The following is a 16351-nucleotide window of genomic DNA, read 5'->3' on the forward strand; positions in this document are numbered from 1 at the left end:
CCGGCCGTTGGGCGCCGGTGGCTCGCCGACCCTCAGGGGGTTGCACCATGGCCACATTCAACGAAGTTGCATTCCGGTTGTCCCGGCGTCCGCGCAGCGTGCCGAGAGCGCGAGCAGCGCTGCATGCGGTGCTGCTGGATTGGGGCGCGGGCGAGGAGGCTTTGCAGACCGCGGAGCTTGTCCTCTCGGAACTGCTGACCAACGCGCTGCGCGTGCGTGTGCCAAGTGACCGGCAGGTGGGCGTTCGAATCGCGCACTCCACGGCGGACGGCTTGCTCCGGCTGGAGGTGAGCGACGCAGGGGAGGGACGGCCCGAAATCCGCTCACCGGACCCGAACGACACAGACGGACGAGGCCTGCTGATCGTGGACGCACTCACGCATCGCTGGGGTGTCAGCCCTCGCCCGGGCGGAATCGGGAAGACGATCTGGGCGGAGCTGAAGGCGCCGGACCTCAGAGCCGGACCGGAGGTGACGCAGATGGCGGCCGTCACGGTCCGAACGGGACAGTCGGTCCGCGTGTGGGGCGAGTGGCGCACGGTACGGAGCGTGCGCGCGGAGCGGTATGCAACGGGCGGACTGGCGGTCGTACTCGGCCTGGACGAGGGCCCATCGCTCAGGGTGCCTGCCGCGGAACCGTTGACGGTGCGGGGCTGCGGTGCGTCCTCCCCGAGGAGCAGCGGGGAGGACGCACCGGATTGATCAACCCTTGGCGGCCTTGCGAGTCCGGCGTACGGCGGCCGGGGGCCGCCATACGCGCAGGTCGTCGTCGGTCAGCCCGTGCTCGCCCTGTTTTGCGGATCGGTAGCCCTCGAAGAAAGCTGCGGGCGAGCCGCCGTAGAGGCCGTCGAACTCGTCGTGCCACTGGGTGAGCCAGGGCTGGAGCTCGAGGAGGCCAGCGAGGAGCGGGGTGAGTTCCTCGGTGGACAACTCGTCGTGGTTAGTGAAGTACGTCGATAGCGCCTGAGCCTGCTCACGGTGATCCCAGCCGGCCCAGCCGAAGAGGGTGGGCGTGCCAGAAATCGCGCCGGTCGCGTAGGAGATGAAGCGCTCCTTGGGCACGTCGAGTTTGCCGCGGGCCTTCCAGTAGGAAGCCTTGAGGAAGTCGGCCGAGGTGTACTTCGGAGGCACCGGAATCGAGTCCCGGATCTTCCGCTTCTCGGACTCCTCTGTGGCGTTGTCCTCCTGCCGCTGAAGATCCCAGACGTGCTCCCAGTCCGCACGCTTCTTGAGCGCGGCGGGCTTGTAGCGCAGAGCGGCGAGGAAGGGGACGTGCTCGTCGGCGAGGAGTTCGGAGACGACGGTCGCCAGCTCCTTGCGGGGAGCGTAGATCTCGGCGACCGATACGAAGTCCTCGTCGCGGGAGAGGACATCGGTGAGCTGGTGCAGGGCGAGGATGGCCGGCTGACCGTTCTCGTCGAACCAATGGTCCCGGTTCTCGATCCGGTCAAGCAGCCAGGACTTCAGGGCGCGCTCCTGGAGCACGTTCCAGCCCTCGGTCGCCCAACGACGCTTGTACTCGGGCCGCTCGACCATGCCAATGGCGCGGCTGCTCTCGATGAGGTCGATTCGCCTCTGCACCACGGCCTTGTAGGAGTCCGGCCAGTGGGAGGGGATTTCAGTGATGGGCGTCGACCCATGCCGCTTGAACCACTCACAGGAAGCCTCGCCAGCCTCAACCCGTCGCCCGAGCACAATCTCAAACGCCCGCTCCCCAAGCGCCAGCTCGGGCACGTCCGCCTCGGGCGCGCGCAGATCCTCGGAGTGCAGCTTGTACAGCGAGTACACCTGCCAGTCCAGCTCCTCCTGCAATGCGATCATCCGACTGCGTGTGGACTTCCAATTAGCTCGGGCTTCACGGAGTTTGGCGGCAGTTGGGCTGATGGCTGAACCAAGGGCCAGCGGGCTGCTACTTGCAAGCTCTTGCGCGAGGCCGTCGAGTTCTGTTGCGAGCTTTTGAGGAAATGTGCCAGGGAGAGGCAATTCTTTAAGTGGATTAGAATTGAATTGGTAGCGCTCAGACCAGGGCTGCGCGCTGACGCGTGCCCCGTCGCCCCCCATGGGATCCCCGCCATTGGCATAGTTAACCTGCTTCATCCAGAAGCAGACGGTTGAGGAATTCAGAAGGCCGACTAGCCGGAGATGATCCTCCTGGGCGGGGTTTTGCAGCTTAATTACGGGAGCGGAGCGATTGAATACTTTTCCGCCGCGGTCCAGGGTGAAATGATTGTGGGATGCCACAAAAGCGAACGTGATCGATAGTGGCGTTTCGTATCGCTCGGCTACCCAGCGATACCAAGTCCACCAAGCCTTTCCGAGAGCTTGCTGTGACTGGCCATCGAAGTCGACGGTTGAGCGGAGCAAACTCTTTGTCGTCCACAGAACGCGTCCCCAAGCACTTTGGGGATCGAAGGGTAGGGGTTTGAGGTCGTTTCCGTAGGGAGTGATCGCGCTCTCGACGCAGTGACTATCCCAATCGCGAACTACTTCACCGATGATGATCTGCTTGGCGACGGGGCTGACGATTTGAAGCCTCTGAAGTGCCCCCGGAGTGCTGATAAATGCATCGTCTTGCCCGGGAAAGCTGGCGAATCCAATATCTCGAGAGAGTAGTCCGGATAGCTTGGTTGCGCTATTCTTTGTAATCTCTTCGTAGAGCTCCAAGCCGCCATCTGTGACAATCCAGGGCTGCTTCCCGAAGTAGCGATCCCTTGCCAGGTCGTCAACCGATACCCATTGGTTGACCGCCCCCGGAGAATCCACCTGCTTGACGATGCTCTGCCATACCAGCCCTTTCTCGCCGCTGGTCGGCGCGGAAGGCTCGCCGCGGACGCTCCTGACTGTGCGAATTGTCTCCGTGCGCTCGCGGCCAGATCGTCGTCGACCCACGAGGATTACCGTGGGTGTGCCATGACCGGGGATGTAGGCGCCGGATGTGTCGATAACTTCGGCCAGTTCCACTTTGTGGGCGAAGTATTCTTCGATTAGCTTGGCTCCGAACTCCCTCTTCATGAACGAGTTGGATGTGATCTGTCCGACCATCCCGTACCCCTGGCCGTTCGGGTCGCCCACCTTGGCTAGCTGGAAGAATCGTTCAGCAAATGGCACGGATAGTGCATATTTCCCCGCACAGGACTTGTAGAGATCCCGGTAGAGGGCGTTCAGCTTCCGATCCTTCACTGTGATGTAAGGAGGGTTACCGACCACTACATCGTATCGCCCTGGGCTGAGAACTCCTTTATGTTCGTGTATGTCTTCTGTTGTGTACGAGAACTCTGCAAGCTCGTCCTTTTGCTCCGCAACGAGCTCCAGCTCGCCCTGCCCAGTCCCGCCCCGCAGCCCGAACTCAAGCTGCCGAGCCTTGATCAGCGAGTCGCCCACCGCCAAGTGCACCGGCCAGTCGTAACGCCCAGCCTCCGCCAGCGTGCGGATGTTCGCCGCTGCCATCGCCGCCATCAGCAGGCGGAACCGCGCGATGGCCACCGCGAACGGGTTGATGTCGACGCCGTGCACCGCGTTCAACGCGATCCGTACGCGCTTGTGCAGCTCCATGCCCGGCTGCTTCTCCGCCAGGAGCCGCACCATCCGGCGGAACGCGCCCAGCACGAAGTGGCCCGACCCGCACGTGGGGTCGATCATCTTCAGCTCAGGGAGGCGGCCGCCCATCTCCCGTACGACCGGGTCCATCGTCCGGTCGAGGATGAACTCCTCCACGAACTCCGGCGTCTGCAGCAGCGCGTACGTCTTTCGCGCCGCCTCCGACAGGTCCTGGTACAGGTCACCCAGGAAGCGGGTGTCCCAGCCCTCCGTGCCGTCCGCGTTCAGCGGGTCGGTGAAGTCGTGCACCAGCACATCCGCGTCGTCCCGCTCGCGCCAGAACTCCACCAGCTTCCGCGCACCGTCGTGCGACAGCGGGATCTGGTACAGCGGGTTCCGGCGCGTGTTGAACAGCAGCTTGCCGGCCTCGCCCGCACCCAGCTCCGCGAAGGCCCGCTCCAGCCACCCACGGAACGTCGGGTTCGACTCCTCCTCGACGTACTGCGCGTACCGCGCCTCCGCCAGGTCGCGCCGCTCCGGCTCCGCACCTGTCAGGTACGGGTCCGGGATGAGCCGGTTGTCCTCGCAGAAGCGGACGAAGACGGTGCCCAGCACCCACGCCACCGCGACCTGCGTGACCCGCTCGTCCAGCCACGCGTTCCAGGTCGCGGCCGTGCGCTCCAGCTCCCGCGCGCGGTCGTACTCGGCACGCAGACGCCCGGCACCCGACTCCGCCAGCCGGACCCGGTCCGCCTGGTCCTCCTGCATGCCGGCGGCGCGCGACTCCAGCCAGACTGGCCACGCAGGCGTACCCCCCGCGTCGGCCTTCGCCGCCTTCGCGTGCTCCGCCTTCAGCGGCTTCAGGACGGCCTCGCCGTCCTTGACCTGCTCGGCGAGGTCCGCCTCGACCGCCTTGACCTGCTTGATCAGGTCAGCCAACAACGCCTTGCGGTCGATCACTGCGCCTCGTCTCCTTCGCCAACACCAACAGAAAACCGTGCCCCAGACCTGTGCAGGTTGTCCACCCACTCATCCGGAAGCGGGATCCACTCACCCAGTCCGGCCTGATACGGCACGGACGTGGTCCCCAGCCGCGGCGCCCGCGCCGGGTCGCTCTGCGGGCACAGTAGCCACAGCCCGCGCCCGCCGCCCCGCGCCCGCTCCGCCAGCCGGTCCAGTACCGCCATCGCGTCGTAGCGCGCGAGCGCACCCGCATCGGTCAGCAGCAGCGGCACCCGCACATCGGCAGCCAGCCGCTCCGACAGCCGCGGCTCGACCGTGCCCCACGCCGTACGGGAGTACTCCGCGAACTTCAGCGCCGCCTTCGAACCAGGCTCCGCCGCATCCGCCCGCAGGATCGTCTCCCACGAGGGCTTCGGACGCGGATCCACCAGCTCGTGCAGAGCATCCAGGAAGAACTCGGTCACAGAGACCGGCTCGGCGCCCAGCCGCTCCGCGATCAGGGACCGCACCGCATCCGGCGTACGGCTCATCCGGACCGTCAGCACCCGGAAACCGTCCCGCTGTGCCGACGAAAGCAGCCGCTCCTCCGACGCGAAGGCCTCCGCGAGCTGCAAGTCGTCGGCGTACTTGTGGGCCGACAGCAGAGCCGTCGGCTGGCGCTGGTCGCCCACCGAGATGAACGTCGTGGCGTCCTTGCGCTGTTTCGGCAGGTACCGCAGGGTCCGGGTGCCCTGTCGGGTGGAGAGCTCCAGGTCAAAGCCTGCGCCCTGCAGCGCCTTCGTCAGCGGGCCGGCCGTCGGCAGCGAGTGGCCGCCCTTCGCGTCCAGCAGCTCCGGGAACCGGGCCCGCACCCGTTCGTGGATCTCGTCGCCGGTGAGGCCGGGCTGGCGTTCCCACGGAACCCCCGAGATCAGCCGGACCAGGCCCGCCTGGGTCAGCCGCAGCGCCCGTACCAGAGGAAGCCGCCGCGGGTACAGCTCCAGGCGCGGGGTTGCCGCCGCGTCGGTCGAAGCCGCCGCGGCCAGCTCCACCGTACGGCGGTCGTCCCACTCCACCAGCCCGCTCGGCAGTGGTACGTCGCCCAGCGCGCCCAGCACCGTCGCCGCCGTCGGCAGCGTGTCCAGCTTCGCCAGGCGGTCGGCCTGCTTGCCCAGCCGCTGCGCGTAGTCCAGCAGACCGGGGGCGGACGGGGTCTCCGGGTCGTCCTCGTCCATGACCTCCAGGGCCAGCAGGCCGCCGCGCATGCCCTTGTCCGTCGCATCCCGGTTGGGGGAATTGCGGAAGTGGCTCTCGTCCGGGATGAGCTGCTCGACCTCGACCACGGCGCGCACCGCCGCCAGTCCCATCGCCCGGCGCAGCTCGCGCTCCTGGAACTCCGTGCCACGCCGAACTGCCAGCGCGTCCGCGATCTCGGCGGTCGAGGCGATCCGGCCGCGCTCGCCCAGCAGCTCCAGAATCTCGCCGCGCAGCGCCTGCACGGCAGGGTGGCGCTTCCAGCGGCCCCGCTGAACCTTCAGCATCTGCGGGATACGGCCCGGCGAGAGGTGCAGGGCCTCCGCGACGTCCTTCTGCTTGGGCCAGACCCCGATCTCGGGCATCGAGCCCCGCTCGTCCGGCAGCCGCAGCAGCAGGCGCACCATGTCGCACTCGTTGCGGTTCGAGCCGTCCTTCTTCAGCTCCGGTACGAAGAGGGTGGCGAGCGTGTCGAGACTGACCGTCCGCAGTGCGCGCGTGGTGAGCTCGTTCGCGGCCCCGCCCTCCGCGGCCGCCACGGCGACCGCGGCCTCCGCGGCCGACAGCTCTTCCCTCGCCGCCTTGCGGCCCTCGGGGGTGAGCGGCGCGGCCGGTTGGGCGGTCAGCTTCTGCCGCCACTGCTTGATCCGGCCGAGGACCTCCTTGCGGGTCTTCGCGCCGAGGCCCGGCGCGTTGACCAGGGTCCGCTGGCTGTAGTCGACCAGCTCGCCGACCGTGTTCACCTGCAGGCTGTTGTACACGAAGGACTCGGCGGCCGGACTCAGCCCGGCACCGGAGATCAAGGTGCCGCGCTCGACCTGGGAGGCAAGCCGCTCGCGCTGCTCCTCCGCCGTCTCGTCCTCGGCCTCGGCGATCGTGGCATCGGCGGAGGCACCCGCCCCGGTTGTCTCATGCCGTGACCGCTTGGTCGAGGGCTTCGCCTCGTCCATCGCCAGGAAGATCTTCTTCCAGGCGTCCCGCATCGGCTTGAGGTCGCTGAAGCGTTCCGCCGCATCCCGGTGCAGGGACTTGCGGAAGAAGGCCACCAGGCCGTCCTTGACCGCCGGGTCGAAGGCGTCCGCAGCGATCGTCGGGTACGGCTCCTCTTCCGCATCGGTCTGCCGGGCGAGGAGCTTGCCCCCGCCCCAGACAGGGAGCTCGCGCGAGGCCATCTCGTGCAGGGTGACGGCCACCGCGTACCGCTCGGCGTGCGCGTCGTACACCGAGCGGTCGGTGAGCGTGCCGATGAAGGGGTCCAGGTAGCCGTCCGTACCTGCTTCGGTCTCCTTCACCGGGTACCCGGCGAGCGAGAAGTCGATCAGTACGAGCTCACGCGTGCGGTTGGGCCGGACGCGGATCGCGATGTTGTCCGGCTTGATGTCGCGGTGCCAGACGCCCTCGCCCTCGAGGAAGTCGACCGCCCCGAACAGGTAGTCGCCGTAGGCCTCGAGCTGGTCCACCGACAGGCGGCCGAACTCGCGCAGCTGGCGGGCGACGGTCTCCTCGCGGCGGCGGTTCTTGGACGCGCCGGGCTCCGCCGGGGCGCTTCCGACCTCACGCTCATCACCCACGTACTCCATGACGAGGACCGTCCGGCCGCCGATCTCCTGCGGTTCCGGGTCGATCAGCCGGATGACCCGGGAATCGGGGCGCAGGCTCGACATGACCTCGGCTTCGCGCCGGAGCACCGCATTGCTGCGCTCCGACACGGCGACCTTGAGTACGGCCAGCTTCTTGGCGAAGCGGATATCGGGGTCCGCGGTGAGATCGAGTACGAGGAAGGCGCGGCTGGTGGAGCCCGTACCGAGGCGGCGGTGGACCCGCCAGCGTCCGGCCAGTACATCTCCGGCCACGGCTTCCAGCGGGTCCTTCTCGGGCTCCGCTGGTACGGCAGGCCGTACGAGGACCGGCTGGGTGCTCGGAGAGGGCCCGGTGAGGGACTCCTCGACGACCTCCAGCATCTCCAGGAAGTCGTCAACGGAGGGTAGCCGGACGGTGGCCTTGTACGCGGTCGCTGCCTGCACCAGCTCGTCGATGTACTCCGAGAGCCCGTCCGCCACCGCGCTGGGGCGCAGGCCCTCGCCCGCCTCGAAGCGCGCCATCAGTTCGGCCTGGCTTGCCGCCGGGGCCTTCCCGGTGACGAGCAGGTACGTGAGCACGCCGAGGCCGTACACATCGAGCGCGACGGGGTCGGCCTTGGGGGCGGTCAGCTCGGGCGCCAGATAGGGGTCGGCACCCTCGGCGATGTGCCCGCCGGCCAGGGAGAACGTCGTAGGGGCGAACCGCTCTGCGCCACCGCCGCTTCCACCGCTCTGCTCGCGGCTGCGCTGGACAGCGACCTGCCAGTCCGAGATCTGCAGGTGGGGGGTGAGCCAGCCGGACTCCTCGGCGTCCTTGCGGGGCGCGCGTCCGCCGGGCATCACGTGGATCGCACGGGCGGCCAGCGTGCGGTGGTAGAGCTTGCGGCCGTGCGCTGAGCGCAGGGTCTCGGCGAGCTGGCGAACAAGGGCGATGCGCGTCAGGACGTCCAGTTTGTCGCCGTACTGGATCAGGTACTCGTCCAGGCGCAGGGTGCGCGGGTCGTAGTCGAAGATCAGTGCCGGGCCGGCCGAGTGGCCGGTGGGGTCGTACTGCTTGAGCTGGACGACGCCGGGGTGGCGGAAGCGGCGCAGTACGGCCGCCTCACGCCGGGCCGCCCGCTCCACGGAGGCACGGAGCTCGGAGCCGGAGCCGCGCTCGCGCAGGTACACCCGGATCCGGGCGGCCTCCGGCAGGTCGGTGTGCCGGGCCAGGTAGTCGGCCCAGGTGGGACCCGAGTCGAAGGACTTCCGGTTCAACAGGTAGGGGCCGACCTTGAACTCGGCGTCACTGCGCGCGATGCCGATGCGCTCGAGGGCGGCCGCGATTTCGCGCGATTTGGGGGCGTCGATGCGGCGGCGTTCCTCGGCCGGAGGCTTCTCCAGCATCTGGATGAGCTGGGGCACGGTGTGCACGCCGTGCTGGTCGTGCGCGGGCAGCCGGTTGCGTAGGGAGGAGTCGGTGAAGCAGACCGCTTCCGAGACCCACACCCGGTCGACCTGGGGCCGGAGCAGGCCGGCGAGCTCCTTGGCCTTCTTGTTGGCCAGGTGCAGGGGATTGCTGTGGGCGAGCTGACGGCCGCCCGGCTGGGTCTGCAGCCAGGTGCCGTTGTGGGACTCGACCGAGCCGTGCCAGTCCTTCAGCTCGATCAGATAGACGCCGCCGGGGGCGACGACGAGGAGATCCACTTCGCGGACGTGCCCGCTGGCGGCAGTGAAGGTGAAGTTCGACCAGGCACGCCACGGGTCATGGTCCCGGAGCTGCTCGCGGATGGCCTCCAGGCCCCGACGCTCATGCGGAAACTCGGATTCGGTGACCGTCACCCACCGGCCGTCCCGCATATGCGATTCCCTCTTTGTGTCGATTTGGTGGTTTTCTCGCTGTTCGGGGGTGTAAGCCTCGACTCAAATCGTAACGGGTGAGGTTCGGGAGGGGTGCCTGTCGGGGGAATTCGATCAAGGCGGGCTGCTCCGTCAGACCCGCCACATAATCTGATCATCATGTCGATTCATGAGGTGGGGCGGCCCGACGATGGAGTGGCTGGTGCGGGTGGGGTGCAGTGGCTCTTGCAGCCCCGTGGCAGCAGGAACGGGGGACCAACGCACTTCCGGAAGACGGTGCAGACGGGGGTGAAGCTCGCCGAGTACGAGCACGTGCTCGGCGAGCACGCCGCCGTACTGCGAGAGATCTTCTCGGACGGCCCCGCGAAGTTCTGGGGGGCGACTCCCGCCGCGGTGCAAGGCAATGACAAGGCCAGGGCGATTCGCGAGCACCGCGTCGGCGACCAGGTGCTCTTCTACTCCAGCTGGAATTTCATCGCCAGGGCCACGATTCTGGCGCGGCTCCGGCACGCACCTCTGGCCGAAGCCCTGTGGGGGAAGGACGAGGAGACCGGGGCTACCTGGGAGCACATCATTGCTCTCGGCGATGTGGTCGAGTTCAAGGCAGAGGCGGGCCCGGTACTCGAGGATCTCGGCGTCCAGTCACCACTCCGCAGCCTCACCCTGGTCACTGCCCCCGATCGGCTTCGGTACATCGGGAGCAATGGCGAGCCATGGTCCGCTGCGGAAGCCGAACCCATCGTCCTGCCCAACCCTCGGGAGTCGAAGACTCGGCCGCCTGTGCCGCCTACGAAGCTGGGGAGCAGGGAGCTCATACGCGCCCTCAGGAGCCTGCGGACGGCCACCCAGTCGCAGGGGCCCTCCCTGCACAAGCCGCTGGCGCTGCTCTGGGCCATCGGTCGGGCGACGGCGAAGGAGCACCGCCTTGCGGACTGGGGCCTCTTCAAGGAGGGGGTCGGACCGCTGCTCGGTGAATTCGGCCGCCCAGGCTCGCAAGTGAGTCCCGAGTACCCGTTCTGGCACCTGCGCACCAGTGGGATCTGGGAGGTGCACGGTATCGAGACGGGAGGCTCCACGCCGCCCCCCGGCGCTCTGCGCGACGCTGGGGTGATGGCCGGCTTTACCAGCGAGGCGGCTCGTCTGCTTGCGCAGGCACGGGTCCGCGCGGAAGCGGTGAACGTCCTCTGCGAAACGTACTTCGCCGACATGGACCGTGCCCGGCTCCTGGCCAGAGCCGGACTCGGTGGCTACCTCACGGCGAGCGGCGAATCCGATGAGGAGCCAGGAGTCGGCGAGCCGGGCGAAGCCGACGGTGTGGCCGGCCCGGCAGAGCGTCGACCGGTGAGCGGTACCCGCATCGCACGCAATCAGGAATGGGTGAAGGCGGTCAAAGACCTCCACGAGGACATCTGCCAGGTCTGCTCCGAACCTGTGGAACTACGCTCTGGCAACTACAGCGAAGCGGCCCACATTCAGGGGCTCGGTAGCCCGCACGACGGGCCGGACACCGTCCAGAACATGCTGTGCCTGTGCCCGAATCACCACAAGCAGTTCGACCGGCTGGCCATTTACATCGACACGCAGTGGGATGTGCGCAAGACAGGTAGCGACGAGGTCATTTTCAGGCTGCGGCAAGACCCCAAGCACGCCATCGGCGAGAAGTACGTGGAGTACCACCGGATGCTCTGCGGCAAGACGGCCTGCCCCGTCGGCTCGCCGGAAGGATCCTCGCCCGCGGCGATCCCGTAGGGCTGCCACGTACAGGCAAGCACCGACCGCCGTTCCAGCGCAGGGTGCGGGTTGGATCTGATCTTCCAGTTGCCGGGTGCGGTAGGGGACTCCTCCACCGGACTCGGCCAAGCAGTGGACCGCTTCGGGGGAGAGCCAGGACGACCCTGGGCTGAAGATCAGGCTCACGGAGGACGTGCGCCGGGTGCGGATCCCTCTGCAGCGCGTGTGATTCTCCAGGCGCCCCCCGGCAACTTCGAGACCGCCGAGGACTGCAGGCTGTTCTTCAGCGAGGCCGGGGAGCGTCCACTTCCACCTAACACTGGGGTGTGGCAGGAGGCGCGGATCCTGTCGTCGGCCGCGGCCACCTCGGGCTCTACGGCCTTCGGCGCTCGCCGCTCCCGACGTGGCTCAACGCCGAGGTCGACCCGACCGAGATCGCCGAGCGCGCGGGCAAAAGCGTGGAGGTGCTGCTCAGTCGATACACGAAGGGCCTCGACGGGCGCCCGGAGGCGGCCAATCGCCGGATCGAGGACCTGTCTCCCGCGACCCGAATGAGCGTGAGCGAGTAAACGCTGCGAGGCTCTTGGAGCCGTCCGGGGGCCTTCGGAGTTCCCGACGCTGACCTGGGGCGACCGCCAAGATCCTGTCCACGAATGGGCCGCAGAGGTCGTCATACGGGTGCGCAGCAGGCCAGTTGCCTGCGCATACGCGAAGACCCCGTTCTCAGCGTTAGGGCTGATGGCGGGGTCTTTGGGCACTTCCTGCGAAGTGCCCCCGGCAGGATTCGAACCTGCGCACACGGCTCCGGAGGCCGTTGCTCTATCCCCTGAGCTACGGGGGCGCTGTCGCTGGTGTTGCGGCGACGGGTTGAACACTACCAGCTTCCGGACGGTGATCAGGAACGGATTGACGGGGAGGGGGACGTGGGTCGCCCGGAGGGGGTGGAAGTGGCAAAAACCCGGACGCGGGGGCCGGGGCGGACCTACTCTCGAGTTGTGTCGGGCGCCTCGGGCCGGGTGCTTGTTGTCGACGACAACAAGGTCATCCGGCAGCTGATCAAGGTCAATCTCGAGCTGGAGGGCTTCGAGGTCGTGACCGCGAACGATGGTGCCGAGTGCCTGGACGTCGTTCATCACGTGCGCCCCGATGTGATCACCCTTGATGTGGTCATGCCCCGCCTGGACGGGTTCGGGGCTGCCGCGCAGTTGCGGGCCGACCCGAGGACGCGGCACCTGCCCGTCGCGATCGTGAGTGCCTGTACGCAGAACGAGGTCGAGGCCGGGATCGCGGCCGGCGTGGACGCCTTCCTCGCCAAGCCCTTCGAGCCCGCCGAGCTCGTGCGGGTCGTGCACCGGCTCATCGAGCGCCGCGACCGGAGGGAGAGGGAGGGTGCTCCCGCCGGGAGGGGCAGGGGATGACCCCGCAGGTGCTTCCGGCCCTTCCGACCCTTTCGTCGGGGCCCGCTGTTCACATGGCGAAACCCTTCGCGTGACGTGGGGGGTTCTCCCCTAGGCTGGTCACGTGACCCCCGTTGACCTCTCCCGTTCCGTCGTGCGCGCCCTGCGCCGCGCCGTCGCGGACGGGGAGCTGCCCGCGGGTGTGGTCGTACCCGAGCGGGTCGTCGTCGAGCGGACCCGGCCCGGGGGAGCGGGGGACTACGCCTCGCCCGTCGCGTTCGGGGTGGCGAAGGGTGCCGGAGTCGCGCCCCGTGGAGTGGCCGAGGTACTGGCCCCGCGGCTGGCGGACCTGCCCGGGATCGAGCGGGTGGAGATCACCGGCGCCGGGTTCCTCAACTTCGTACTCGCCGAGAGTTCGGTCGGAGAGCTGGTGCGGGGCATTCGGGCCGGTGGGGAGCTGTACGGCTTCGCCCCCCAGGGGCGTGAGACCCCCGAGTTCCTCGACGCCCCCGGCGCGGCCCTGCGCGAGCGCGTCGTGCACGCGGCCGTGCAGCGCATCGCGAGCAGTCAGGGCCTGGGGGGAGAGCGTGCCGCCGGTGCCCGCGTCGCACCCGTCGCCAAGCGGGACGGGGACGTGGTCGCGGCGTACGGGGCCGGCGCCGCCGCCTGGGCGATGCTCAGCGTTCCCGCCGCCGAGACCCCCGTGTTTTCCGCGTCGCTGCTCGTCCAGGACGAGTCGAGCGAGTTCTTCCGGGTGCGGTACGCCCACTCCCGGGCGCAGGCGCTGACCCGTAATGCCGGGCAGTTGGGGTTCCGAGGCGAGATCGGTGAGCCCGGCGAGTGCGCTGAGCCCGGTGCGCCCGCGCAGGTGCCCGCCGCCATCGCCGGTGCGCTGCTCGGCGCCCTCCGTGACCACCCCCTCGTGCTCGAAGCCGCCGCGCACCACCGTGCGCCCGAGCGGCTCGTCCGGCAGCTCGTCGTGATCGCCGACGCCCTGCTCGATTTCCAGCACCACGTCCTGCCCCAGGGGGACGAGAAACCCTCGGCCGCCCATCGTGCCCGGCTGGCCCTTGCCGAAGCCGCCGGGACGGTGCTGGCCGGCGGCCTGGCCCTGCTCGGCATAGACGTGCCCGACCACCACCTGTGATGCCGCGAACCGCATGTGATCGGATGGGATCCGATGTGATTCGCCTGCGTTCCGGATGATTTGCGAAGAGAGAATGTCGAGATGAGCCGTTCCGCACACCCCGCTGGGCCCCGCCACGCCGACGTCATGCCCGAGGGCCACTACTCCCCGCCGCCCGCCGACCTGAACGCGCTCGACGAGAAGATCTGGGCGCGCACGGTCAGCCGCAACGCCGAGGGGGTCGTCACCGTCGGCGGCGTCGAAGTGACCCGTCTCGCCGAGGAGTTCGGGACGCCCGCCTACTTCCTCGACGAGGAGGACTTCCGGGCGCGCTGCCGTGCCTGGGCGCACGCCTTCGGGCCGGACGCCGACGTCTTCTACGCGGGCAAGGCGTTCCTCTCCAAGGCCGTCGTGAAGTGGCTCGAGGAGGAGGGGCTCAACCTCGACGTGTGCTCCGGAGGGGAGTTGGCCACCGCGCTCGCCGCCGGGATGCCGGCCGGGCGGATCGCCTTCCACGGCAACAACAAGTCCACCTCGGAGATCACCCGCGCCATCGAGGCCGGCGTCGGCCGGATCGTGCTCGACTCCTTCCAGGAGATCGCCCGCGTCGCGCACATCGCCCGCGAGTTCGGCGTGCGCCAGCCGGTGCAGATCCGCGTCACCGTGGGCGTGGAGGCGCACACCCACGAGTTCATCGCCACCGCGCACGAGGACCAGAAGTTCGGGATCGCCGTCGCGGACGGGTCGGCCGCCGAGGCCGTACGGCGCGCGCTGGGTCACGACAGCCTGGAGCTGCTCGGCGTCCACTCCCACATCGGTTCTCAGATCTTCGACATGGCCGGCTTCGAGGTCTCCGCCAAGCGCGTCGTACGCCTCCTCGCCGCCGTGCGCGACGAGCACGGGGTGGAGCTGCCCGAGATCGACCTCGGCGGCGGGCTGGGCATCGCCTACACCCCCGCCGACGACCCGCGCGAGCCGCACGAGATCGCCAAGGCCCTGCACGAGATCGTCGCCCGCGAATGCGAGGCGGCCGGCCTGCGCGCCCCGCGGATCTCCGTCGAACCCGGACGGGCGATCGTGGGGCCGACGGCCTTCACCCTCTACGAGGTCGGGACGATCAAGCCGCTGGAGGGCCTGCGGACGTACGTCTCCGTCGACGGCGGGATGTCCGACAACATCCGGACGGCCCTCTACGACGCCGAGTACTCGGTCACCCTCGTCTCGCGGACCTCCGACGCCGAGCCCATGCTCGTGCGCGTCGTGGGCAAGCACTGCGAGAGCGGCGACATCGTGGTCAAGGACGCGTTCCTGCCCGCCGACCTGGCCCCCGGGGACCTCCTGGCGGTCCCGGCCACCGGCGCGTACTGCCGTTCGATGGCGAGCAACTACAACCACGTGCTCCGCCCGCCCGTCGTCGCCGTGCGCGACGGCCAGGGGCGTGTCATCGTCCGGCGGGAGACGGAGGAGGATCTCCTGCGTCTCGACGTCGGCTGATACGCATTCTTCTGGGGGAGGCCCCCCGGACCCCGGAATAGGTGTCTCACTCAATGGACCGAGGGTGGAAACTGTTGTCCATTGAGTGAGACTGGTTCACACCTGGGTGCAAACCGCGCAACAGGTACTGATGTGAAGATCGAAAGGCGTAGGTCGAATGATGCGTACGCGTCCGCTGAAGGTGGCGCTGCTGGGCTGTGGAGTGGTCGGCTCGGAAGTTGCCCGCATCATGACGACGCACGCCGACGATCTGACGGCCAGGATCGGCGCGCCCGTCGAGCTCGCGGGCGTCGCCGTGCGCCGCCCCTCCAAGGTGCGCGAGGGCATCGACCCGGCCCTGGTCACCACCGATGCGACCGCGCTGCTCAAACGCGGCGACATCGACGTCGCGATCGAGGTCATCGGCGGCATCGAGCCGGCCCGCACGCTGATCACCACCGCCTTCGAGCACGGCATCTCGGTCGTCTCGGCGAACAAGGCGCTGCTCGCCCAGGACGGCGCGGCGCTGCACGCCGCCGCCGAGGCGGCCGGGCTGGACCTGTACTACGAGGCCGCCGTCGCCGGAGCCATCCCGCTGGTCCGCCCCATGCGCGAGTCCCTCGCGGGCGACAAGATCAACCGGGTGATGGGCATCGTCAACGGCACGACGAACTTCATCCTCGACAAGATGGACTCCACCGGCGCCGGCTACCAGGAGGCCCTCGACGAGGCCACCGCGCTCGGGTACGCCGAGGCCGACCCCACCGCCGACGTGGAGGGCTACGACGCGGCCGCCAAGGCCGCGATCCTGGCCGGCATCGCCTTCCACACCCGGGTCCGCCTCGACGACGTCTACCGCGAGGGCATGACCGAGGTCAGCTCCGCCGACTTCGCGTCCGCCAAGCGCATGGGCTGCACCATCAAGCTCCTCGCCATCCTGGAGCGCGCCGCCGACGGCGAGTCCGTCACCGCCCGCGTCCACCCGGCGATGATCCCGCTGACCCACCCGCTCGCCTCCGTCCGCGAGGCGTACAACGCGGTGTTCGTCGAGGCGGAGGCCGCCGGGCGGCTCATGTTCTACGGTCCGGGCGCGGGCGGTGCGCCGACCGCGTCCGCGGTCCTCGGCGACCTCGTCGCCGTCTGCCGCAACAAGCTCGCCGAGGCAAAGGGGCCGGGCGAGTCGGCGTACACCCAGCTGCCGGTCAGCCCCATGGGGGATGTCGTCACCCGCTACCACATCAGCCTCGATGTGGCGGACAAGCCGGGCGTCCTCGCCCAGGTGGCGACCACCTTCGCGGAGCACGGTGTCTCCATCGACACCGTCCGCCAGCAGGGGAAGGACGGCGAGGCCTCCCTCGTCGTCGTCACTCACCGTGCGCCCGACGCGGCCCTCTCCGGGACCGTCGAGGCGCTGCGGAAGCTGGACACCGTCCGCGGTGTCGCCAGCATCATGCGTGTTGAAGGGGAGTAAGG

General features: G+C 68.7%; 9 protein-coding genes and 1 tRNA gene. 7 read left to right on the forward strand and 3 right to left on the reverse strand.

What is annotated here, in order from left to right; translation table 11 throughout:
• Window positions 1-47: 47 nt before the first annotated feature.
• A complete protein-coding gene (locus AC6CKD_RS04110; RefSeq protein ID WP_498325174.1) occupies window positions 48-701 on the forward strand; it encodes an ATP-binding protein in 654 nt (217 codons plus the stop codon).
• On the opposite strand, the gene pglX is transcribed toward AC6CKD_RS04110, so the two are convergent.
• Both pglX and pglW read right to left on the reverse strand, forming a co-directional pair.
• A complete protein-coding gene (pglX, locus tag AC6CKD_RS04115; RefSeq protein WP_498325175.1) occupies window positions 702-4496 on the reverse strand; it encodes a BREX-2 system adenine-specific DNA-methyltransferase PglX in 3795 nt (1264 codons plus the stop codon). It abuts the gene before it with no gap.
• Window positions 4493-9151, reverse strand: a complete 4659-nt coding sequence (pglW, locus tag AC6CKD_RS04120) for a BREX system serine/threonine kinase PglW (protein ID WP_498325176.1) — start codon at window positions 9149-9151, stop codon at window positions 4493-4495. The genes pglX and pglW overlap by 4 nt, the downstream gene beginning before the upstream one ends.
• A gap of 288 nt (window positions 9152-9439) precedes the next feature.
• On the opposite strand from pglW, the gene AC6CKD_RS04125 reads away from it, so the two are divergent.
• The gene (locus AC6CKD_RS04125) at window positions 9440-10900 is read left to right on the forward strand and encodes an HNH endonuclease (protein ID WP_498325177.1); all 1461 of its coding nucleotides are present in this window, start codon (window positions 9440-9442) and stop codon (window positions 10898-10900) included.
• Between the two features lie 308 nt (window positions 10901-11208).
• Window positions 11209-11451, forward strand: coding sequence for a hypothetical protein (locus tag AC6CKD_RS04130; RefSeq protein ID WP_498325178.1), 243 nt, complete (start codon window positions 11209-11211; stop codon window positions 11449-11451).
• Window positions 11452-11651: 200 nt separating this feature from the next.
• On the opposite strand, the gene AC6CKD_RS04135 is transcribed toward AC6CKD_RS04130, so the two are convergent.
• Window positions 11652-11723 (reverse strand) — tRNA-Arg (locus tag AC6CKD_RS04135).
• Window positions 11724-11829: 106 nt separating this feature from the next.
• Between AC6CKD_RS04135 and AC6CKD_RS04140 the strand changes: the two genes are divergently transcribed.
• The 4 genes from AC6CKD_RS04140 to AC6CKD_RS04155 all read left to right on the forward strand — a co-directional run bounded on the left by AC6CKD_RS04140 (window position 11830) and on the right by AC6CKD_RS04155 (window position 16349).
• Entirely contained in the window at window positions 11830-12300 is a 471-nt protein-coding gene (locus AC6CKD_RS04140; protein WP_498325438.1) for a response regulator, read from the forward strand.
• Window positions 12301-12403: 103 nt separating this feature from the next.
• Entirely contained in the window at window positions 12404-13426 is a 1023-nt protein-coding gene (gene nrtL / locus AC6CKD_RS04145; RefSeq protein ID WP_498325179.1) for an ArgS-related anticodon-binding protein NrtL, read from the forward strand.
• Between the two features lie 81 nt (window positions 13427-13507).
• The gene (lysA, locus tag AC6CKD_RS04150; protein ID WP_498325180.1) at window positions 13508-14899 is read left to right on the forward strand and encodes a diaminopimelate decarboxylase; all 1392 of its coding nucleotides are present in this window, start codon (window positions 13508-13510) and stop codon (window positions 14897-14899) included.
• 160 nt (window positions 14900-15059) lie between these two features.
• A complete protein-coding gene (locus tag AC6CKD_RS04155) occupies window positions 15060-16349 on the forward strand; it encodes a homoserine dehydrogenase (protein WP_498325439.1) in 1290 nt (429 codons plus the stop codon).
• Window positions 16350-16351: the final 2 nt, after the last annotated feature.

It is taken from the genome of Streptomyces sp. GQ60 (genome assembly GCF_059758875.1).